Source organism: Dechloromonas hankyongensis (assembly GCF_022012295.1).
Taxonomy (GTDB): domain Bacteria; phylum Pseudomonadota; class Gammaproteobacteria; order Burkholderiales; family Rhodocyclaceae; genus Azonexus; species Azonexus hankyongensis.
On record NZ_JAKLTN010000001.1, the window covers coordinates 648169 to 668037 of the forward strand.

General features: G+C 63.2%; 20 protein-coding genes. 15 read left to right on the forward strand and 5 right to left on the reverse strand.

Features of this window, described 5'->3' with window-relative positions:
* Positions 1 to 31 precede the first annotated feature (31 nt).
* Both LZ012_RS03120 and LZ012_RS03125 read left to right on the forward strand, forming a co-directional pair.
* Positions 32 to 1300: an O-antigen ligase family protein gene (locus LZ012_RS03120; RefSeq protein WP_275707454.1), complete on the forward strand. Its 1269-nt coding sequence runs from the start codon at positions 32 to 34 to the stop codon at positions 1298 to 1300.
* Positions 1300 to 2280: a glycosyltransferase family 9 protein gene (locus LZ012_RS03125; RefSeq protein ID WP_275707456.1), complete on the forward strand. Its 981-nt coding sequence runs from the start codon at positions 1300 to 1302 to the stop codon at positions 2278 to 2280. The genes LZ012_RS03120 and LZ012_RS03125 overlap by 1 nt, the downstream gene beginning before the upstream one ends.
* Here the strand turns inward: LZ012_RS03125 and polA are convergent.
* Positions 2277 to 4997: a DNA polymerase I gene (gene polA / locus LZ012_RS03130; protein ID WP_275707458.1), complete on the reverse strand. Its 2721-nt coding sequence runs from the start codon at positions 4995 to 4997 to the stop codon at positions 2277 to 2279. The two genes, LZ012_RS03125 and polA, sit on opposite strands and share 4 nt — an antisense overlap.
* A gap of 5 nt (positions 4998 to 5002) precedes the next feature.
* Here polA and LZ012_RS03135 point away from each other — a divergent pair, with 5 nt between their 5' ends.
* From LZ012_RS03135 to LZ012_RS03175, 9 genes are read left to right on the forward strand one after another with little or no spacing between them, the layout of a single operon-like run.
* Positions 5003 to 5731: an LOG family protein gene (locus LZ012_RS03135; RefSeq protein WP_420839466.1), complete on the forward strand. Its 729-nt coding sequence runs from the start codon at positions 5003 to 5005 to the stop codon at positions 5729 to 5731.
* A 30-nt stretch (positions 5732 to 5761) separates the two neighbouring features.
* Entirely contained in the window at positions 5762 to 6091 is a 330-nt protein-coding gene (locus LZ012_RS03140; protein ID WP_275707460.1) for a DUF2782 domain-containing protein, read from the forward strand.
* A gap of 3 nt (positions 6092 to 6094) precedes the next feature.
* The gene (locus LZ012_RS03145; RefSeq protein WP_275707462.1) at positions 6095 to 7021 is read left to right on the forward strand and encodes a homoserine kinase; all 927 of its coding nucleotides are present in this window, start codon (positions 6095 to 6097) and stop codon (positions 7019 to 7021) included.
* A gap of 9 nt (positions 7022 to 7030) precedes the next feature.
* A complete protein-coding gene (locus LZ012_RS03150; RefSeq protein ID WP_275707464.1) occupies positions 7031 to 7777 on the forward strand; it encodes a BPSS1780 family membrane protein in 747 nt (248 codons plus the stop codon).
* A gap of 2 nt (positions 7778 to 7779) precedes the next feature.
* Complete coding sequence (locus tag LZ012_RS03155; protein ID WP_275707466.1) at positions 7780 to 8553, forward strand: BPSS1780 family membrane protein; 774 nt, start codon at positions 7780 to 7782, stop codon at positions 8551 to 8553.
* Entirely contained in the window at positions 8546 to 9199 is a 654-nt protein-coding gene (nadD, locus tag LZ012_RS03160; RefSeq protein WP_275707468.1) for a nicotinate-nucleotide adenylyltransferase, read from the forward strand. The genes LZ012_RS03155 and nadD overlap by 8 nt, the downstream gene beginning before the upstream one ends.
* Entirely contained in the window at positions 9199 to 9567 is a 369-nt protein-coding gene (gene rsfS, locus LZ012_RS03165; protein WP_275707470.1) for a ribosome silencing factor, read from the forward strand. The genes nadD and rsfS overlap by 1 nt, the downstream gene beginning before the upstream one ends.
* Complete coding sequence (gene rlmH / locus LZ012_RS03170; RefSeq protein WP_275707472.1) at positions 9564 to 10034, forward strand: 23S rRNA (pseudouridine(1915)-N(3))-methyltransferase RlmH; 471 nt, start codon at positions 9564 to 9566, stop codon at positions 10032 to 10034. Before rsfS ends, rlmH begins: the two co-directional genes overlap by 4 nt.
* Positions 10034 to 10639 (forward strand): Maf family protein, encoded by a 606-nt coding sequence (locus LZ012_RS03175; RefSeq protein ID WP_275707474.1) that lies wholly within the window; start codon positions 10034 to 10036, stop codon positions 10637 to 10639. Before rlmH ends, LZ012_RS03175 begins: the two co-directional genes overlap by 1 nt.
* On the opposite strand, the gene LZ012_RS03180 is transcribed toward LZ012_RS03175, so the two are convergent.
* Complete coding sequence (locus LZ012_RS03180; RefSeq protein ID WP_275707476.1) at positions 10611 to 11669, reverse strand: glycosyltransferase family 28 protein; 1059 nt, start codon at positions 11667 to 11669, stop codon at positions 10611 to 10613. The two genes, LZ012_RS03175 and LZ012_RS03180, sit on opposite strands and share 29 nt — an antisense overlap.
* Before the next feature lies 1 nt (position 11670).
* Entirely contained in the window at positions 11671 to 12444 is a 774-nt protein-coding gene (locus LZ012_RS03185; protein WP_275707478.1) for an enoyl-CoA hydratase, read from the reverse strand.
* A gap of 136 nt (positions 12445 to 12580) precedes the next feature.
* On the opposite strand from LZ012_RS03185, the gene LZ012_RS03190 reads away from it, so the two are divergent.
* The gene (locus tag LZ012_RS03190; protein ID WP_275707480.1) at positions 12581 to 14539 is read left to right on the forward strand and encodes an acetoacetate--CoA ligase; all 1959 of its coding nucleotides are present in this window, start codon (positions 12581 to 12583) and stop codon (positions 14537 to 14539) included.
* A 9-nt stretch (positions 14540 to 14548) separates the two neighbouring features.
* Here LZ012_RS03190 and LZ012_RS03195 read toward each other — a convergent pair whose 3' ends face one another.
* Both LZ012_RS03195 and trhP read right to left on the reverse strand, forming a co-directional pair.
* Positions 14549 to 15658 carry an acyltransferase family protein gene (locus LZ012_RS03195; protein WP_275707482.1) on the reverse strand — a complete coding sequence of 370 codons (1110 nt, stop codon included), beginning with the start codon at positions 15656 to 15658 and terminating at the stop codon, positions 14549 to 14551.
* A 68-nt stretch (positions 15659 to 15726) separates the two neighbouring features.
* Positions 15727 to 16998: a prephenate-dependent tRNA uridine(34) hydroxylase TrhP gene (gene trhP / locus LZ012_RS03200; protein ID WP_275707484.1), complete on the reverse strand. Its 1272-nt coding sequence runs from the start codon at positions 16996 to 16998 to the stop codon at positions 15727 to 15729.
* Between the two features lie 36 nt (positions 16999 to 17034).
* On the opposite strand from trhP, the gene rng reads away from it, so the two are divergent.
* From rng to LZ012_RS03215, 3 genes are all read left to right on the forward strand, one after another.
* Positions 17035 to 18486, forward strand: a complete 1452-nt coding sequence (rng, locus tag LZ012_RS03205; RefSeq protein ID WP_275707486.1) for a ribonuclease G — start codon at positions 17035 to 17037, stop codon at positions 18484 to 18486.
* A gap of 21 nt (positions 18487 to 18507) precedes the next feature.
* Positions 18508 to 19383: a dienelactone hydrolase family protein gene (locus LZ012_RS03210; protein ID WP_275707488.1), complete on the forward strand. Its 876-nt coding sequence runs from the start codon at positions 18508 to 18510 to the stop codon at positions 19381 to 19383.
* Between the two features lie 70 nt (positions 19384 to 19453).
* On the forward strand, positions 19454 to 19867 hold the full coding sequence (locus LZ012_RS03215; protein ID WP_275707490.1) for a ProQ/FINO family protein: 414 nt from the start codon (positions 19454 to 19456) through the stop codon (positions 19865 to 19867).
* Positions 19868 to 19869: the final 2 nt, after the last annotated feature.

Below are 19869 nucleotides of genomic sequence, written 5' to 3' on the forward strand. Positions count from 1 at the left end.
GGATTGGGTATCGTCAGAAGTAGATAGGCAATTGGCTTTTCTGTTTTGGCTCGTTCTGTTATTTATTCAGCCATTCGAAAAGTTCATTGCGGTGAAGTACCTTTTAATGTTTGGCTTGGTTTTGCTGGCTGTTCCACTTGGCATGCGCCCCGAAATACGTTATCGCATGGCTCAGCGAAATACGGTTTTAGGTTTTGCATTGGCCATCGTTGTCTGGAGTTTTATTGTATCGCTGATCGGCGCTTATGTTATGGATAGCCTTCATGCGCTATCTCGGGATTTACTATTGCAGGTCGAGTTGCTGTTAGTTGGTTGCGTGTTGGTGAGAAATTCTGCGCAGGCCAGAGTTGCCTTGTGGGCTATCGTCGCTGGATTTGCTGTATTTAGCCTACTTTCCAGCATTGAGGTTGGGTCCTACCTAATGGATCACTCTCTTAGTGAGGGAGAGATTCCGCGTTCCCACCGATCATTTTGGGGAGGGTACGCGATAATGGCAGGGTTTTGCCTGCCACTAGTCATTGCTTTTGCGGTTTCTTGCGTATCCAATATCTGGCAACGCGCCATGCTTTTTGTATTGGTTGCGCTGGCCGTAGGGTTGACCGTTTTGTACGGTTCGCGCAGTCCATTGCTGGTCGTTGCCATTTCAGTCATTCTATTTTTTGCTTTGTCGCGCGCTTGGAAGGCGCTCTCCATAGCCTTGCTGGTAATTTCCATTGGCGCTGGATGGTTTGCCACACAAAGCAACCTTGGTTATCTGGAAAAATACCGCTCGCTGGCCCAGTCCGATACTTATGTTACCAATCAGGGCTTGAGTATGCGTTTCGACGTGTGGTCCGGCGTCGTTGAAGTGATCGCAGCCCGGCCGCTACTTGGCTATGGCTATGGGTGGAAGAAGCTGGCCTGGGCGATCAACGAGGGGGGCTATGCCGAACGCTGGAAGGCAAACGATCCCGGCAAGGCGGCCTATTATCTCGGCGAAGAGACGCACGCCAGCTACGGCAAGGTCAATCCGCACAATTATTTCCTGCAGGTGGCCTTCGAGATCGGTATTCCCGGCCTGTTGCTGGTGCTGGCCTTCTGGTTGGCCGTATTCTGGCAGGGGCTCAAAGGTCTTGGCCGTGGCCCCGTCGAGCATCAGCGCCTGCGGGTGGTAATCCTGACCACGCTGCTCGCCTACCTGTTGAGTAACGTAGCCAATGGCTTCTGGGTTGGCGGGCTGGCTAATATGGCCTGTGCCTTGGTCGGCATCCTGGTGGGACTGAGTCTGACCGAACAATCCGCTGATGCCGGAGAGAGTTAATGAAAATCCTGGTCATTCGTCGCGACAACATCGGTGATCTGGTGTGCACCACGCCCATGCTAGCTGCCCTGCGCCAGATAATGCCTGACGCCTGGATCGGTGTTCTGGTCAATCAATACAACGTCGCCGTGATGCACGGCAATCCCGATGTGAACGAGGTGTTTGCTTATCGCAAGGCCAAACATCGAGAGCCGGGCGAGAGCAAGCTGGCGATCTGGATGGAAACGGCAAGGCTGATGTGGCGTCTGCGATTGACGGGCATTGATGTGGCGATTATTGCGTCGCCAGGCGGGGAGCGCTACGCAAAAATGGTTGGGGCACGTCGAATCGTTCCTTTCAAGCCGGCGGAGCGAGGCCATGAGGTAGAGCGTTGCATGTCGATGCTCCGAGAACTTGCAGGTCGCGAAGAAGTATTGCCGGTGGCGGGATCTCCCAAGGTTACGGCAGATACCGGTGTGGTTCGGAAACTCTGCTCGGACCTCGGGATTGAGGCAGGTCAGGTAGCCAGGGTAGCAGTGCATATCTCGGCCAGGCGGCCCAAGCAGCGCTGGTCGGTGGAGGCATTTGCTGCCACGATTCGCGGCTTGCTTGCGGAAGACCTAGCCAAGCAAGTGTTGGTCTTTTGGGCGCCGGGTAGCTGCACCGATCCGGCCCATCCGGGGGACGACGAGAAATTGGCCGAACTGATGGCTGAATTGCATCACGACCAGCGCATCATTCCTGTCCCGACGCATAGCCTCACTGAACTTGTGGCAGGATTGTCGCTGGTTGACTTGATGGTTTGTGCCGATGGTGGCGCGATGCACGTTGCGGCGGGTCTTGGCAAGCCGATCGTTTGCCTGTTCGGCGATTCAAATGCGACCCGCTGGCACCCCTGGGGTGTGCCGCAAGTCGTGATCCAACCGGAGTCTCACCACGTCAAGGATGTGTCGCCGGAGGAGGCGCTAGCTGCTTGCCGCACCTTGCTTGCAAAAGGCTAATGCGCCGCTTCCCAGTTCGGCCCGACGCCGACCTCGACGACCAGCGGCACGGCCAGTTCGGCGACTTGGCCCATCAGGCGCGGCAGGTGGGTGCGGACGTCGATCAGTTCGCTATCCGGCACTTCGAGCAGCAGTTCGTCGTGCACCTGCAGGACCAGCTTCGAGCGCAGCGCTGATTTTTCCAGCCAGTCCTGTACGGCGACCATGGCCAGCTTGATCAGGTCGGCGGCGGTGCCTTGCATCGGGGCGTTGATCGCGGCGCGCTCGGCGGCCTGGCGGCGCATAGCCTGGCTGGAGCGGATTTCCGGGAACCACAGGCGGCGGCCGAAGGCAGTTTCGACGTAGCCCTTGTCGCGCGCCGTCTGGCGGGCTTCTTCCATGTACTGGGCGACGCCGGGGTAGCGGGCGAAGTAGCGGTCGATATAGGTCTGTGCCGCGCTGCGCTCCAAGCCGAGCTGGCGGGCGAGGCCGAAGGCGCTCATGCCGTAGATCAGGCCGAAGTTGATGCTCTTGGCGACACGGCGCTGGTCGGGGCCGACTTCGAGCGGCGTGACGCCGAAGATTTCGGCGGCCGTCGCCCGGTGTACGTCCTCGCCGTGCGCAAAGGCGTCGCGCAGGCGGTCATCGCCCGACAGGTGGGCCATGATGCGCAGTTCGATCTGCGAATAGTCGGCCGATACGATGCTGCTGCCTTGCGGGGCGATGAAGGCAGTGCGGATTTTCCGGCCTTCCTCGCTACGTACCGGGATGTTCTGCAGGTTGGGGTCGCTCGACGCCAGCCGGCCGGTGACCACGGCGGCCTGGGCGAAATTGGTATGCACGCGGCCGGTCTGCGCATTGATCATGCGCGGCAGCTTGTCGGTGTAGGTGCCTTTCAGCTTGGATAGGCTGCGGTGCTCGAGCAGCAGCTTGGGCAGCGGGTAGTCGAGGGCCAGTTCGGTCAGCACTTCCTCGTCGGTGGATGGGCCGCCAGAAGCGGTCTTCTTCTTGACCGGTAGGCCGAGCTTGGTGAACAGGATGTCGCCCAGTTGCTTGGGCGAGGCGAGGTTGAAGGGCTGACCGGCCAGTTCGTAGGCCTGGGTTTCCAGCGCCATGATCTTCTGGCCCATTTCGTGGCTCTGTTTCGACAGCACGTCGGCGTCGACCAGGATGCCGTTGCGTTCGATCTGCCAGATCACCTGCCGGGCCGGCATCTCAATGTCGTGATAGATGCGCGACAGGCCCGGTTCGCCGGCGAATCGCGGATGCAGCACGTTATGGACGCGCAAGGTGACGTCGGCGTCTTCGGCCGAGTAGATGGCGGCGCGTTCGATATCGACCTGGTCGAAGCCGATCTGCTTGGCGCCCTTGCCGCACAGGTCCTCGTAGGCGATGGTCTCCAACCCGAGGTGGCGGGTGCACAGCTGGCCGAGGTCATGGCCTTTGTCCGACTCGATGACGTAGCTCTGCAACATGGTGTCGTGTGCGATGCCGGCCAGCGCAACGCCGTGGTTGGCGAAGACGTGCTGGTCGTACTTGGCGTTCTGCAGCACCTTCTTGCGGTCGGCCACTTCCAGCCACGGCTTCAATTTGGCCAATACTTCGTCGCGCGGCAGTTGGTCAGCAACGCCGGGGGCGGTGTGGGCGAGTGGGATGTAGCAGGCTTCGCCGGGCTTTACCGACAACGAGATGCCGACGATGCGTGCGGCGAAGGAATCGAGACTGGTCGTTTCGGTATCCAGCGCAGTCAGCTCGGCGGCTTGGACCTTGGCCAGCCAGGCATCGAACTGCGGCCAGGCGAGTACCGTTTCATAGCTGACGGCGATTTTTTCGGCGGGCGGTGGCGCTTCTGCCACGCCGACCGTCTGCGCCGGCACGCCAGCGGCGGCTTCCGGACCGTCGATTTCGGCTAGCCAGGTGCGGAACTGGTAGCGGGTGTACAGCGAGCGCAGCGTCTCGGTGTCCGGCGGCGTCGCCGTCAGGCCGGTGGGGGGCGGTAGGTCGGGCAGGTCGCAGACCACCGTCACCAGCTTCTTGCCCAGTGGCAGGAAGCCGAGATGGTCGCGCAGGTTCTGGCCGACGACACCCGACACCTCAGCGGCGTTGGCCACCAGATTGTCGAGATTGCCGTACTGGCCCAGCCATTTGACTGCGGTCTTCGGGCCGCATTTGGCGACGCCGGGCACGCCGTCCACGGTGTCGCCGACCAGGGCCAGGTAATCGACGATGCGCTCGGGCGGCACGCCGAATTTGGTCTCGACACCAGCGGCGTCGAGCAGCTCGTTGCTCATCGTGTTGTACCAGCGGACCTTGGGCCCGACCAGCTGGGTCAGATCCTTGTCGCCGGTCGAAATCAGCGTCTCGATGCCGGCCGCGGCGGCCTGGGTGGCCAGCGTACCGATCACGTCGTCAGCCTCGACGCCGTCGACCGTCAGCACCGGCCAGCCGGCGGCCTTGATGGCGGCGTGGATGGGTTCGATCTGGGCACGCAGGTCGTCCGGCATGGGCGGCCGGTGCGCCTTGTACTCGGGATACCAGTCGTCGCGGAAGGTCTTGCCCTTGGGGTCGAAGACGACGGCCTTGTAGTCAGCCTTGTAGTCGCTTTCCAGACGACGTAGCATGTTCAAAACGCCGTAGATGGCGCCGGTCGGCTCGCCGGCCTTGTTGCGCAGGTCGGGCAGGGCGTGGAAAGCGCGATAGAGATAGGACGAACCGTCCACCAACAACAAGAGAGGCATACGAAGTGACGGAAAATGACAAGCTGGTGATGGGTGTGGAGACCGAGGCCCTGTTGAAAAATACGACGGCCCGCGAGTCGTGGCGGATTTTCGGCATTATGTCAGAGTTCGTCGAGGCGACCGAACGTCTGGCCGCGATCCGGCCGGCCGTGACCCTGTTCGGTTCGGCCCGTGTGCGCCCCGAGTCGAAGTACTACACGCTGACCGAGCAATTGGCACGGCTGCTGTCCGATTCCGGGTTCTCGGTCATTTCCGGCGGCGGTCCGGGCATCATGGAAGCGGCCAACAAGGGCGCCTTCTTCGGCAAGTCGCCGTCGGTCGGCCTCAACATCCAGTTGCCGCACGAGCAGGCCAACAATCCCTACCAGGACATCTCGCAGACCTTCCGCCACTTCTTCGCCCGCAAATACATGTTCGTCCGCTTCGCCAGCGCCTATGTCGTGATGCCCGGCGGCTTCGGTACCCTGGACGAGCTGATGGAGGCGCTGACCCTGATCCAGACCGGCAAGGCGCGCAAGATTCCGCTCATCCTGGTCTGCTCGGAATTCTGGGGCGGCATGATCGACTGGTTCAAGGACCGGCTGGTCAGCGAAGGCATGGTCGATGCCGAAGACATGAACCTGATCCAGATCATCGATGAACCGGAAAAGGTCGTCGAAGCCATCTTCAAGCACTACGAAGCCCGTCCCTTTGGGCCATTGCCAAACGAACACGAGATGCTGCTCAACCTGTAAAATCGGGGTATCAAAATCAAGGATTCCATCATGCGCCGTCTTTTCCCCATCCTGCTGCTTGCCGCACTGCCTGCCTGGGCGCAGAGGGGCGATCTGCAGCCGCTGCCGGCCGTGCCGCCCCCGCCGCCGGGTATGGAAGCGTTCGACGAAGCGCTCGAGCCGCAGGTCACCATCGTCAAGCGGGAAACGGAAACCCGCGAGGAATTCCGTATCCGCGGCAAGCTGTACATGGTCAAGGTCACCCCGGCCGTCGGCAAGCCGTACTATCTGGTCGACCGCCAGGGCGACGGCATCCTCGTCGATGTCGGCCCCGACCAGCATCTGACCAAGCCGCCGATGTGGGTCATTCATAGCTGGTAAGCGTTGTCCGTCTATACCCCCGTCGGGCGGGATGAACTCGCTGTCTGGCTCCAGCCTCTCGGTCTGGGCGAATTGATCGACCATGCCGGCATCGCGGCCGGCATGCAGAACTCCAATTATTTCGTGACGACGGCGAGCGGTCGTTTCGTCCTCACGCTGTTCGAAAACCTGGAACCGGCCGCCCTCGATTTCTACCTCGCTTTGCAGGACCGGCTGGCCCACGGTGGCCTGCCGTGTCCGCAACCGCTGGCTGACGGCGAGGGTCGCCGCTGGCGGCCGCTGGCCGGCAAACCGGCCGCCCTGCTCAGCTGTCTGCCCGGCGCGGCGCTGGACGACGTGACGGCCGGCCATTGCCGTATCGTCGGCGCGCTGCTCGCCCGTCTGCATCAGGCCGCTGCCGGCATGCCCGAGGCGTTGCCCAATCCCTGCGGCGCCGCCTGGCGCCAGCAAGTCGGAGCGAGCCTGTTGCCGCAGGTCAGCGCGGACGAGGCCGCCCTGCTTGCCGACGAACTGGCCTTCCAGGCGACGCAGGACTGGACCGGCCTGCCGCGCGGGGTCATCCATGCCGACCTCTTCCGCGACAACGTGCTGTGGGATAGCCACGGACAACTGAGCGGCGTGCTCGATTTCTATTTTGCCGGCGAAGACGCCTGGCTGTTCGACCTGGCGGTGGTCGCCAACGACTGGTGCGCCGACGACGCGGCGCTGGCTGCCCTGGTCGCCGGCTATTCAAGTGTTCGCACGCTGGTCGAGGCCGAACGGCAGGCGTGGCCGGCCATGCGGCGTGCCGCTGCGCTGCGCTTCTGGCTGCTGCGCCTGGAGGTACGGCACCGCCCGCGCCAGGGCGAAGTGGTAACGATCAAGAATCCCGATGATTTTCGGCATCTTCTGACACGTTTTCGCCTTGCCCCGACCGCGCTCCCCCGTTAGCATCCGCGCATGAACGAAACTCCTGCATTTCCGATGGCGCCGGCGCGCTTTACCGGCGAAAGCCGCGAAGTCGATCCCGGCGCCTGCTTCGACTGGCTGCGCCAGGGCTGGGCCATGTTCCTGGTCAATCCGGGCATCTGGATCGGCACCACCGTTTTGTTGCTGGTCATCCTGATGGCCATTTCCATCGTGCCGTTGTTCGGGCAGATCGCCGCCCACCTGCTGGTGCCGCTGTTCGGCGCCGGCATGTTCCGGGTGTGCCGCCACATCAGCGACAACGAGGAACCGGAAATCGCCGATCTGTTCGCCGGCTTCCGCCATCAGGCCGGGCAACTGGTCATGGTCGGCGTCTTCTTTGCTGCCGGCGTCTTCGGTATCGCCTTCATGGCCTTCCTGCTGGTCAGCGGCGGCGTACTCGGTGGCGGGATCACCGGCAAGGTGGCGGGTTTCGGCATCGCACTGGGCGGCGTCATGCTGGCCGGCCTGCTCGTGCTCGTCCTGTCGATACCGGTCATCATGGCCACTTGGTATGCCCCGGCCCTGGTCTTTTTCCACGACATGAAGCCGCTCGATGCGATGAAGGCCAGCTTCGCCGCCGGGGCCAAGAACTGGCTGCCGATGTGCATCTTCGGCGTTTTCCTGCTTGTCGCGCTGTTTTTCGCCATGTTGCCGGTGGGTATGGGCCTGCTGCTGCTGTTGCCGGTCTTTTCCGGCGCGGTCTACGCGTCGTACCGCGACATTTTCATGGGGAGCTGACGGTGAGGGCGCAAACACTGCCATCGGCGGCCGGCTGGCAATGGGTCATGGGCGGTTTCGCCATTTTCCGGCGCAATCCCATCATGCTTGGCATGCTGGTCGTCGCCTACTGGTTTACCGTGCTGTTCCTGAACATCGTGCCGTATATCGGCGTGCTGGTCGCCTCGCTGGCCATTCCCGGCCTGTCGGTCGGCTTGATGCAGGCGGCGCGCAATCTCGAACGCGGCCAGCCGATCGGCCTGCAGACCTTGTATGGCAGCCTGAAGGAGAATGGCCGGACGCTGGTGATCCTGGGCGGGCTTTACCTGGGCTGCACGCTGGGGGTCCTCGCCATGTCGACGCTGGTCGACGGCGGCGACCTGCTGCGCTTCATGCTGGCCAGCAACCGCGCCGAGCGGGCGATGGTCGAGGATGCCGATTTCCTGCTCTCGGCGCTTTTCGTCATGCTGTTGATGACCCCGGTCCTCATGGCCTGGTGGTTCGCGCCGGTTCTCGCTTCCTGGCATCGGCTCTCGGTCGGCCGCTCGCTGTTCTTCAGTTTCATGGCCTGCTGGATGAACTGGCGGCCTTTCCTGACCTATGGCCTGGGCCTGATCATCGTCGCCGGCATCCTGCCCGGCGTGCTGCTCGGCATCCTGCTCCTGATCATGCCCGGTGCCGCCAATCTGGTGACGGCCATCGTCACCATACCCATGGTCCTGGTGGTCGCGCCGACCATTTTCGCCAGCTTCTACGCCAGCTATCGCGACATCTTCGGCATTTCCGAAATTGTCTGAACCTCTCGGCCTGTTCGGCGGCACCTTCGATCCCGTGCACTACGGCCATCTGCGTCTGGCCGAAGAGGCCATCGCCCATCTGGGACTCGGCGGCGTGCGCTGGATTCCGGCCGGGCAGCCGCCGCATCGCGAGGCGCCGCAGGTCACTGCCGCGCAGCGCCTCGCCATGGTGCACCGGGCGACAGCCGGCAATCCGCGCTTTTCGGTCGATGCCAGCGAAGTCGAGGCGAGCGCGCCGAGTTACACGGTGCATACGCTGGAACGCCTGCGCCGCGAACTGGGCGACCGGCAGCAACTGGTCCTGCTGGTCGGCGCCGATGCCTTTGCCGGGCTGCCCGGCTGGCATCGCTGGCGCGACATCTTCGCGCTGGCCCATGTCGCCGTCTCGCACCGCCCCGGTTTTCCTGTCGAAACGGCCAGCCTGCCGCTTGAACTGGCCGACGAATTCAATGCCCGCCGCCAGGCCGATGCCTCGGCCCTGCAAGCCGGGCCGGCCGGCGCCATCGTCACTTTTGCGATGACCCAACTGGCCATTTCGGCGACCCAGGTCCGCAAGTTGCTGGCCAATGATTTGTCCGCCCGCTATTTGCTGCCGGACGACGTTCTCGACTATATTCAAATTCATTCTCTCTACAGAAACGCCTGATGGACATCCGCAAGCTGCAAAAAATCGTCGTCAACGCCCTCGAAGACATCAAGGGCAAGGACATTGAAGTGATCAACACCACCAAGCTGACCTCGCTGTTCGATCGCCTGGTCATCGCCAGCGGCGACTCCAACCGCCAGGTCAAGGCGCTGGCCCGCAACGTTCAGGACAAGGTGCGCGAGGCCGGCGGCGAAATCGTCTCGGTCGAAGGCGAGGATGCCGGCGAATGGGTGCTGGTCGACATCGGCGATGTCGTCGTCCATGTCATGCAACCCATGGTCCGCCAGTACTACAACCTGGAAGAGCTGTGGCAAGTCACCCCGGCCCAGCGCCGCAAGCAGCAAGCGGAGCAGGCTGCCGGCGAATGAAGCTGGCCATTCTCGCCGTCGGCCATCGCCAACCCGATTGGGTCAGCGCTGGCTGCGCCGAGTATCTCAAGCGCATGCCGCGCGAACTGCCGGCCAGCGTCGCTGAAATCAAGCCCGAACCGCGCGGCTCGAAAACGCGCGAACAACTGCTGGCCGCCGAAAAGTCGCGCCTGCGCGAAGCAATGCCCGGCAGTTGCCGTATCGTCGTGCTCGACGAGAAGGGCGACGACCTGACCACCCTGAAACTGGCCAAGCGCCTGGAAGTGTGGATACAGGACGGGCGCGACATCGCGCTGCTGATCGGCGGTGCCGACGGCCTCGATGAAGAATTCAAGGCGCAGGCCGACGACCGGCTGCGCCTGTCCAGCCTGACCCTGCCGCACGGCATGGCCCGCCTGTTGTTGTGCGAACAGCTCTATCGGGCTGTCAGCGTACTGAAGAACCATCCGTATCACCGGGAGGGATGATGCGCCTCTACCTTGCTTCACGCAGCCCCCGCCGCCGCGAACTCCTCAGCCGGATCGGCATCGATTTCGACACCGTGCTGTTTCGGGACGGCGTGCGGGCCGATAGCGAAACCGACGAAACGCCGTTTCCCCACGAAGACCCGGTGGCCTATGTCGAACGGGTGGCACGCGCCAAGGCCGTCCATGGCCTGAAAATCGTCCAGGAACGCCGCTTGCCGCTGCGTCCGGTACTCGCCGCCGACACCACGCTCGAGTTTCAGGGCGAGATCATCGGCAAGCCGGTGAACATGGCCGATGCCGCCCACATCCTGCAGCGCCTGTCCGGGCAGACGCATCGGGTGCTGACCGGCGTCGCGATTAACCACCTCGGGCATACCGAATATCTGCTGTCGACCAGCGAAGTCCGCTTTCGCCCGCTCGATGAAGAGGAAATCCGCCATTACGTGATGAGTGGCGAACCGATGGACAAGGCCGGCGCCTATGGTATTCAGGGGCGGGCCGGAATGTTCGTCGAGCACCTGTCCGGCAGCTACACCGGCGTGATGGGCCTGCCGGTCTGCGAAACCGGTGAACTGCTCAAGAAGCTCGGTTTCCGGCCGCTCTGATCAGTTCAGCGGCCTGCAGGGCGCCATCGGCGTGTGGCAGCGGCCGGGCAGGCGATGCCCACAGGGCATCCAGCGCTTCAGATAGTTTGCCGCCCAGCAAGTCGGCCTCGCCGATTTCAGCGCAGCGGGCGTGTTGTTCCAGCCAGGCGATCAGGCAGTCCTGTTCCGGCCAGTCGGCGCGACGCTGGAAGAGCACCGGCGTGCCGTTGCATGCCGCTTCGGTGAAGGTGCCGTAACCCGGCTTGGTGATCACGGCATCGACCGAGCATAGCAGGTCGGTGAAACTCAGACCGAAGGATTCGCAGGCGAGCGCATCGGGATGGCGGCATTGCCAGTCGGCGGCGATCAGCCAGCGGATGCCGGGCAGCCGTGGCCAGCGGTCGACCGGCAGATGGTGGGCGATGCCGCCCATGGCGACCAGCACGGCCTTGTCGCTGCCCAGCCCGAGATCATGTTTTTGCCCGAGGGCGGCAATCGGACCGATCACCTCGATGTTGCCGAGACTATCCATAGGCATGCCCGGCGTGACGCGCAGGAAACGCTGCGCCGAACGATAGGCGGCCAGCATCTGGGCGTGGATGGGGGCGGCCCAGTCCTCGGCGGCGAAATAATGGGTGAAGAGGTCGGCCCAGTTCAGCGAGCACAGGCTGAGGGCGGGGATGCCTGCCTGCGCCGCGCCGGCCAGCGGCAGATAGCTGACATTGGTCAGGATCAGGTCGGGCCGCAGTGCGGACAGGAATGCGGCTTCCCCGGCCACCCGCGTCGCCCAGTCGGCATGGGCGGCGCGATAGGCCGTCGCGCTGGCCTCCCGGTCGATGCGCGTGGCGTCGATCATCACATAGCCGAAATCGCTGCTGCCGCGGATCAGCTCGAACGGCTCCTGGATGCGCTGGCGCAGCTTGGCCTCGGGCAGGCTGCTGCGCAGCGTCAGGCGCAGTTTCGGCTTAATTGCGGCAAGGGCATTGAGCACCGGCGCGCTGATCGCCAGATGCCCGAAGCCGTGACCGGAAATGTCGACGAAGAGATGCAAGTCAGCGATTCTTGAAAGCCGGCTTGCGCTTCTCGACGAAGGCGGCCATGCCTTCCTTCTGGTCCGCGACGGCGAAAGCGGCATGGAAAACGCGGCGCTCGAACAACAGGCCTTCGTTCAAACTGGATTCGAAAGCGCGATTGACCGATTCCTTGATCATCATGACCACCGGCAGCGAGAAGCCGGCAATGGTCTGCGCCGCCTTCAGGGTTTCGTCGAGCAGTTGATCGGCCGGGATGACGCGGGCGACGAGGCCTGATTTCTCGGCTTCGACCGCATCCATCATCCGTGCCGTCAGGCACAGGTCCATGGCCTTGGCCTTGCCGACGGCACGCGGCAGGCGCTGGGTGCCGCCGGCCCCGGGCAGGGTGCCAAGCTTGATTTCGGGCTGGCCGAACTTGGCAGTGTCGGCGGCATAGATCATGTCGCACATCATGGCCATTTCACAGCCACCGCCCAAGGCGAAGCCGGCCACCGCGGCGATCACCGGCTTCCTGGCAGTTTTGATGCGTTCCCAGTTGCGGGTGATGAAATCGGTCTTGTAGGCGTGCAGGTAATCGAAATCCTTCATGAAGCCGATATCGGCGCCGGCGGCGAAGGCTTTTTCATTGCCGGTGATGACGATGCAGCCGATGGCTTCGTCGGCTTCGAAGGCGTCGATGGCAGCGCCGATGCCGTCGACGACATCGTTGTTCAGGGCGTTCATCGCTTCCGGCCGGTTGATGCGGATCAGGCCTACCTTGCCGATGATTTCGCTGAGGACGACTGGGGACATGGGGTTCTCCTTTGAGTGGTATTTTGACTGACAGATTACTGCGGCCGCCCCGTAGGGTTTGTCCGCTAGGCGACAGTTGACGTTAACGTTAACCTGCTATCCTGTCATGCAAAATCGACAACACCAAGGAGACAAGATGACCTACGCCAGCGAAGCGCAGCCGCTCTGGAAACCCAATCCCCATATCGTCGGCGATACCCGCATGGCGGTCTTCATGCAGGCGACCGGGCATGGCCGCTATGCCGATCTGTGGCAATGGTCGGTCGATCAGCCGGAGGCTTTCTGGTCCACGCTGTGGGATTTCTGCGGGGCGGTGGGCGACAAGGGACGCACGGTGCTGGTCGATGGCGACAAGATGCCGGGTGCCCGCTGGTTTCCGGAGGCGCGCCTGAATTACGCCGAAAACCTGCTGCAGAATCGCGATGCCGGCGAGGCGCTGGTTTTCTGGGGCGAGGACAAGGTCAAGCGGAGGATGAGCCGGGCCGAGCTCTATGCCGAAGTCGCCCGTTTCCAGCAATTCCTGATCGCCGCCGGCGTCGGCGAGGGCGACCGCGTTGCCGGCTACCTGCCCAACCTGCCCGAGACGCTGATCGCCATGCTTGCCGCCACCGCGCTCGGCGCCATCTGGTCCTCGGCGTCGCCGGATTTCGGCGTGCAGGGCGTGTTCGACCGCTTCGGCCAGATCGAACCCAAGGTGCTGATCTGCGTCGACGGCTACTGGTACAACGGCAAGCCGGTCGATTGCCTAGCCAAGAATGCCGAAGTCGTCGCCCGCATGCCGTCGCTGTTGAAGACGGTGGTCGTCCCCTACCTGAACCCGCGGCCGGCGCTAGCCGGCATCGCCGGGGCCGTGAACTGGAACGACCTGCCACCGGCGGACGCTGCCGCTGAGGTCGTCATCCGCCGCGTTGCCTTCGACCATCCGCTGTTCATCATGTTCTCCAGCGGCACCACCGGCGTGCCCAAGTGCATCGTCCATTGCCACGGCGGCGCCCTGCTGCAGCACCTCAAGGAGCACCAGCTGCACAGCGACGTGCGTCCGGGCGACCGGCTGTTCTACTTCACCACCTGCGGCTGGATGATGTGGAACTGGTTGGTCTCCGGCCTGGCCTGCGGGGCGACGCTGCTGCTCTACGACGGCTCGCCCTTTGCCGATGGCGGCAAGGTGTTGTTCGATCTAGCGCAGGCCGAGAAGATGACCCATTTCGGCACCTCGGCCAAGTTCATTGACGCCGCCGCCAAGATGGGCCTGACGCCGGGCAAGACCCACGATCTCGGCGCCCTGCGCGCCATGTTCTCGACCGGCAGCCCGCTGTCTCCGGAAGGCTTCGACTGGGTCTATCGCGAAATCAAGCAGGACATTCTGCTCGCCTCGATTTCCGGCGGCACCGACATCATCTCCTGCTTCGTGCTCGGCAGCCCGGTGCTGCCGGTCTATCGCGGCGAAATCCAGTGCCGCGGCCTGGGTATGGCGGTCGATGTGTTTAACGACGACGGCAATCCGGTGCGCTCGAAAAAAGGCGAACTGGTGTGCACCAAGCCTTTTCCGGTCATGCCGGTCGGCTTCTGGAACGATCCAGACGGCGCCAAGTACCACGCCGCCTATTTCGAGCGTTTTGACAACATCTGGTGCCACGGCGACTTCTCGGAACTGACCGTGCACGACGGCATGATCATCTACGGCCGCTCGGACGCCACACTGAATCCGGGCGGCGTGCGCATCGGTACGGCGGAAATCTATCGCCAGGTCGAGCAGCTGCCGGAAATCCTCGAATCGCTGGTCATCGGGCAGGCTTGGCCGCCGGGCAAGAATGACGACGTACGGGTGGTGCTGTTTGTCCGGCTGCAGGAGGGGCATATCCTCGATGCGTCGCTGACCGAGCGCATCAAGAAGCAGATCCGCGACAACACCACGCCGCGCCACGTCCCGGCCAAGGTCGTGCAGGTGCAAGACATTCCGCGTACCAAGTCGGGCAAGATCGTCGAACTGGCCGTGCGCAATGTCGTGCAGGCGCAGCCGGTGAAGAACGTCGAGGCGCTGGCCAATCCGGAAGCGCTGGAGTTCTTCCGCGGGCGGCCGGAGTTGGCCGACTGATTCGGCCGATCAGGTCCGGTTCGGGAGCAGGGTGCCGATGAGCGGCACCTTGCGGGCCACCGCCAGCGTATTGGCGAACAGCCAGCCACAGGTGGCGGTAATGCGCCGGCTGGCTTCCGGGCTTTCGATCCAGCGGTAGAACAGCGTCGCGGCGGCAAGGCTGGCGACCACGGACAGGCCGAGGCAGACCAGGGTCGACAGCGAGGAATCGTAGTCGGTCTGCGCGTACAGGGTGTTGGCCAGCAGCAGGATCGGGAAGTGCACCAGGAAGACCGAGTACGAAATCTGGCCGAGGAAGGCGAGCGGGCGGAAGTTCGGCCACTGCGCGAGCAGGCCGGAACGGCGGCCGAAACCGAGGAGCAGGGCGACGCCCAGGGCCAGGGCGATGCGCAGGCGGAAATCGATGACCAGCGCGGCGATGGCGACGGTCAGGATGACCCCCAGCCAGGCCGACATCTGCTTGCGGCCGGAAGCCCACCAGGCGGCGGCGCCCAGGCCGTAGGAACCGAAGAAATAGATGGCCCAGTTGTCCCAGCTGGCATCGCGGTTGAACCAGAACAGCGAGGCGGTGGCGACGGCCAGGACCAGCGCCGGGGCGACGATGCGGATGCGGCCGGACCAGAGGAGCAGGGCCATCAGCGCGAACAGCTGGAAATCGATGGCGATGTACCAGACGCCGGCCGACAGGGCGTCGAATCCGAGCAGGCCATGGAGCAGCGTGGCGTGGGCCAGCCACTGCAGGAAGGTGGCGCGTGCCGGGATGGCGTCGTCTTCCATCCATTGGTCGGCAATGGCGGCGGCGATGATGGCCAGGCCGATGGCGGCAAGGTAGGGCACGGCCAGCCGCAGGTAGCGTTTCCACAGCAGCGGCAGCGGCGACGCGCCCAGCGCCTGGCCGTCGGCCGACAGGCCGCGTGCCGCCAGGAAGCCGGCGATGACCAGGAAGACTTGCACGGCCATGCGTCCGTATTCGAAGAACCAGTTGAAAACGCCCGGGAAATAGTCGCGCGCCGCCTCGGCCAGCGGGCCGTAGGACGAGAAATGGTTCATCAGGACGAGCAATGCCGCGACCGCCTTCAGGGCGTCGATCAAGGGCATGCGGTTGGCGTTCGGGCTCATGACGTTAATTTTACACTGGCTTGCTGCGGTGCACAAAGTGGATGCCGCATTGATTTGTATGGTTTTTGTTACACAAAACGCGCGACGAAGGAATTGGTGTACAAGGCCGGCAAATCGACCCAGACGCGATGGCCGCTGCCGGGGGCGACGGCAACCGGTTGGCCGTCGGCGTTTTCCATGCGGGTCAGGCGCCAGCGGTAGTTGCCGGCGGGATTGACACACTCCACTTCGTCGCCCAGCGCAAAGCGGTTCTTGACGGCGATTTCCATCAGGCCGCGTGCTGCGTCGAAGGCGACGGCATCGCCGACATACTGGCTGCGGTCCGATTCCGAATGGCCGCGCAGGTAGTTCTGGTAGTCGGCGTCATGGTGGCGCTGGTAGAAGCCGTCGGTGTAGCCGCGGTTGGCCAGGTTTTCCAGTTCGCCGAGCAGGCTGGCGTCGAAGGGGCGGCCGGCCACCGCGTCGTCGATGGCCCGGCGATAGGCCTGGCAGGTGCGGGCGACGTAGTAGGGACTCTTGGTGCGGCCTTCGATTTTCAGCGAATCGATGCCCATCTCGGCCAGGCGATGCACATGCTCGATGGCGCGCAGATCCTTCGAATTCATGATGTAGGTGCCGTGCTCGTCTTCCTCGATCGGCATCAGCTCGCCCGGGCGCTGCTTTTCCTCGAGCAGGATTTCCGCGTCGCGATCCTGGAACTGCACCGCCTGTTCGGCCGGTGCATGCACCTTGTAGTCCCAGCGGCAGGAGTTGGTGCAGGTGCCCTGGTTGGGGTCGCGGTGGTTGAAGTAGCCGGAGAGCAGGCAGCGGCCGGAATAGGCGATACACAGGGCGCCATGGACGAAGACTTCGAGCTCGATGTCCGGGCATTGCTGGCGGATTTCGGCCACTTCGTCGAGCGACAGTTCGCGCGACAGGATGATGCGGGTCAGGCCCAACTTCTTCCAGAAACGGACGGCTGCCCAGTTGACCGTGTTCGACTGCACCGACAGATGGATCGCCTGCTCCGGCCAGGCCTCGCGTACCATGTCGATCAGGCCGGGGTCGGACATGATCAGGGCGTCCGGCTTAAGGGCGATGACCGGTGCCATGTCGGCGAGGTAGGTGGTCAGCTTGGCGTTGTGCGGGAAGATGTTGCTGACGACGAAAAACTGCTTGCCGCGGGCATGTGCCTCGGCAATGCCGTCGCCCAGTTTTTCCAGGGTGCCGAATTCGTTGTTGCGCACGCGCAGGCTGTAGCGCGGCTGGCCGGCATAGATCGCATCGGCGCCAAAATCGAAGGCCGTGCGCATCATGTCGAGCGAGCCGGCCGGAGCGAGAAGTTCGGGCGCCTTGCGCATAGTAGAATCCAGAAAAAACCGCGAATTGTAGAGCGTATGACCGAAGAAATCCTGATCAATTTCACGCCGCAGGAAACCCGTGTTGCCGTTATGCAACAAGGAGTTGTGCAGGAATTGCATATTGAACGCACGGCCAGTCGCGGCCTGGTCGGCAACGTCTATCTCGGCCGCGTCTGCCGGATTCTGCCGGGCATGCAGTCGGCATTCGTCGAGATCGGTCTGGAGCGCACCGCCTTCCTGCATGTCGCCGATATCTGGCAGCCGCGCGAAACGGCGACCGAGCGGCCGATCGAGCGCGTCCTGGCCGAAGGGCAGAGCATCGTCGTGCAGGTGGTCAAGGATCCGATCGGCACCAAGGGGGCGCGCCTGTCGACCCAGATTTCCATCGCCGGCCGCATGCTGGTCTACCTGCCGCAGGAAAAGCATATCGGCATCTCGCAGCGCATCGAGTCCGAGGCCGAGCGTGAGGCGCTGCGCGAACGCCTGACCAAGCTGATGCCGCCGGATGAAAAGGGCGGCTTCATCGTGCGCACCATGGCCGAAAACGCCAGCGAGGAAGAATTCGCCACCGACATCGCCTATCTCAAGAAGACGTGGGCCGACATCCGCGACAAGGCGCGCATTTCCGCTCCGCCGACCCTGCTCTACCAGGAGCTGTCGCTCGGGCAGCGCGTGCTGCGCGATTTCGTCAATCCGGAAACCACGCGCATCGTCATCGACTCGCGGGAGAATTTCCAGAAACTGACTATCTTCGCCGAGGAATACACGCCGGCCGTGCTGTCGCTGCTCGAGCACTACACCGGCCAGCGCCCGCTGTTTGACCTGCACGGCGTCGAGGAGGAAATCCAGAAGGCGCTGGCTCGCCGCGTCGACCTGAAATCCGGCGGCTACCTGATCATCGACCAGACCGAGGCGATGACCACCATCGACGTCAATACCGGCGGCTTTGTCGGCGTGCGCAATTTCGACGACACCATCTTCAAGACCAATCTCGAGGCGGCGGTGACCATCGCCCGCCAGCTCCGTTTGCGCAATCTGGGCGGCATCATCATTGTCGATTTCATCGACATGGAAAACGAGGAGCACAAGAAAGCCGTGCTCGACGAGTTCAACAAGGCGCTGGCGCGCGACCACACCCGGCTGACGGTCAACGGCTTCACCGCGCTCGGCCTGGTCGAGATGACCCGCAAGCGGACGCGCGAATCGCTGGCCCACGTCCTGTGCATGTCCTGTCCGACCTGCGGCGGCCGCGGCGAGGTGAAGACGGCGCGCACCGTGGCCTACGAAATCCTGCGCGAACTGCTGCGCGAGGCTCGGCAGTTCAATGCTCGCGAATACCGTATCCTGGCCGGGCCGGACGTCGTCGATCTGTTCCTCGACGAGGAATCGCAGGCGCTGGCCATGCTCTCCGACTTCATCGGCAAGCCCGTGTCCCTGCAATCCGAACCCAGCTATTCCCCCGAGCAATACGACATCGTCCTGATGTAATACTTCCCTAGGAGAGCAAGCATGAAAATTGAACCCGAGTTCGATAGTCTTGTACCGGCGCAATCCTTCGACCGCAGAAGTTTCATCGTGACCTCGCTGGGGGCCGGCTTTGCGGTCGCTACTCAGTCGGCGCTGGCGCAGACGGCGATCAAGACCGACGATGCCGGCCTCGTCGCCGGCGAAGTCAAGGTGCCGGCCAAGGATGGCGACATGGTGACCTACCGGGCCGTTCCGGCCGGGGCGACCAAGCCGTCGGTGGTCCTGGTGGTCTCCGAAATTTTCGGCGCTCACGAATACATCCGTGACGTCTGCCGGCGCTTGGCCAAGCTGGGTTACTGCGCCATCGCACCGGAATTGTTCGCCCGCCAGGGCGATCCGCGCCAGATCGCCAGCATTCCGGAAATCCAGGCCAAGATCACGAGCAAGACGCCGGACGCCCAGGTGCTGGCCGATCTCGATGCCTGTGTGGCGTGGGCCGCCGGCAAGGGGGCGGACACCAGCCGTCTGGCCATTACCGGATTCTGCTGGGGCGGCCGCATCGCCTGGCTCTACGCGGCGCACAATCCTGGCGTCAAAGCCGGAGTGGCCTGGTATGGCCGCCTGGTGGGCGCGGCCAGCGAGATCACCCCCAGGCAGCCGATTGAGCTGGCCGGCCAACTGAAGGCGCCGGTACTCGGACTCTATGGCGGCCTTGATGCCGGGATTCCGTTGGAAACCATAGATGCCATGGAAAAGGCGCTGAAGCAGGGAAGCGCTGCGGCCCAGGCTTCGGAAATCCATGTCTATGACAACGCCCCGCATGCTTTCCATGCCGATTACCGGCCCAGCTACCGCAAGGAAGAAGCCGAGGACGGCTGGAAAAAAATGCTGGCTTGGTTCCGTAAAAACGGCGTCTGAATGCCGATTCGAGGCTGAAAATGCGTGCCTTCGTGCTAACCTTCGCGCCTCGACTCGTTCCCGTTTCATCATGACTACAGAAATCACTACCGACAAGCCCGTCGATGCCCGCGCCCTGCTCAAGGACCTGCAAAACCGCTTCGACGTCTTCCGCAATTTCAGCCCGCTGGCCATTGGCATCGACAAGCAGGTCTTCGCCCAGTTGCCCGAAGTCAGCAAGAAGTCCCTGCGTCTGGCCATGCGCAGCCACACCATTTCGACGCGTTACCTGAAGGAAATGGAAAAGGGCACCGTGCGGCTGAATCTGGACGGCACGCCGGCCGGTGAAGTGACCGACGAGAATCGCCAGCATGCCAACGAGCAGTTGCGCGAACGCTTCAAAAAGCAGGCCGAGCAGCGCAAGGCCGCCGAAGCCGAAGCCAAGGCCGAGCAGCGCAAGCAGGAAAAGCTGAACCAGTTGGCCGAGAAATTCGGCCGCAAGTAAGC

What these genes read in the sequence shown, in the direction of transcription:
- LZ012_RS03125 (WP_275707456.1), top strand. Translation starts at nt 1,300, where the DNA reads ATGAAAATCCTGGTCATTCGTCGCGACAACATCGGTGATCTGGTGTGC.
- polA (WP_275707458.1), bottom strand. Translation starts at nt 4,997, where the DNA reads ATGCCTCTCTTGTTGTTGGTGGACGGTTCGTCCTATCTCTATCGCGCT.
- LZ012_RS03140 (WP_275707460.1), top strand. Translation starts at nt 5,762, where the DNA reads ATGCGCCGTCTTTTCCCCATCCTGCTGCTTGCCGCACTGCCTGCCTGG.
- LZ012_RS03150 (WP_275707464.1), top strand. Translation starts at nt 7,031, where the DNA reads ATGAACGAAACTCCTGCATTTCCGATGGCGCCGGCGCGCTTTACCGGC.
- rsfS (WP_275707470.1), top strand. Translation starts at nt 9,199, where the DNA reads ATGGACATCCGCAAGCTGCAAAAAATCGTCGTCAACGCCCTCGAAGAC.
- rlmH (WP_275707472.1), top strand. Translation starts at nt 9,564, where the DNA reads ATGAAGCTGGCCATTCTCGCCGTCGGCCATCGCCAACCCGATTGGGTC.
- LZ012_RS03175 (WP_275707474.1), top strand. Translation starts at nt 10,034, where the DNA reads ATGCGCCTCTACCTTGCTTCACGCAGCCCCCGCCGCCGCGAACTCCTC.
- LZ012_RS03185 (WP_275707478.1), bottom strand. Translation starts at nt 12,444, where the DNA reads ATGTCCCCAGTCGTCCTCAGCGAAATCATCGGCAAGGTAGGCCTGATC.
- LZ012_RS03190 (WP_275707480.1), top strand. Translation starts at nt 12,581, where the DNA reads ATGACCTACGCCAGCGAAGCGCAGCCGCTCTGGAAACCCAATCCCCAT.
- LZ012_RS03195 (WP_275707482.1), bottom strand. Translation starts at nt 15,658, where the DNA reads ATGAGCCCGAACGCCAACCGCATGCCCTTGATCGACGCCCTGAAGGCG.
- trhP (WP_275707484.1), bottom strand. Translation starts at nt 16,998, where the DNA reads ATGCGCAAGGCGCCCGAACTTCTCGCTCCGGCCGGCTCGCTCGACATG.
- rng (WP_275707486.1), top strand. Translation starts at nt 17,035, where the DNA reads ATGACCGAAGAAATCCTGATCAATTTCACGCCGCAGGAAACCCGTGTT.
- LZ012_RS03210 (WP_275707488.1), top strand. Translation starts at nt 18,508, where the DNA reads ATGAAAATTGAACCCGAGTTCGATAGTCTTGTACCGGCGCAATCCTTC.
- LZ012_RS03215 (WP_275707490.1), top strand. Translation starts at nt 19,454, where the DNA reads ATGACTACAGAAATCACTACCGACAAGCCCGTCGATGCCCGCGCCCTG.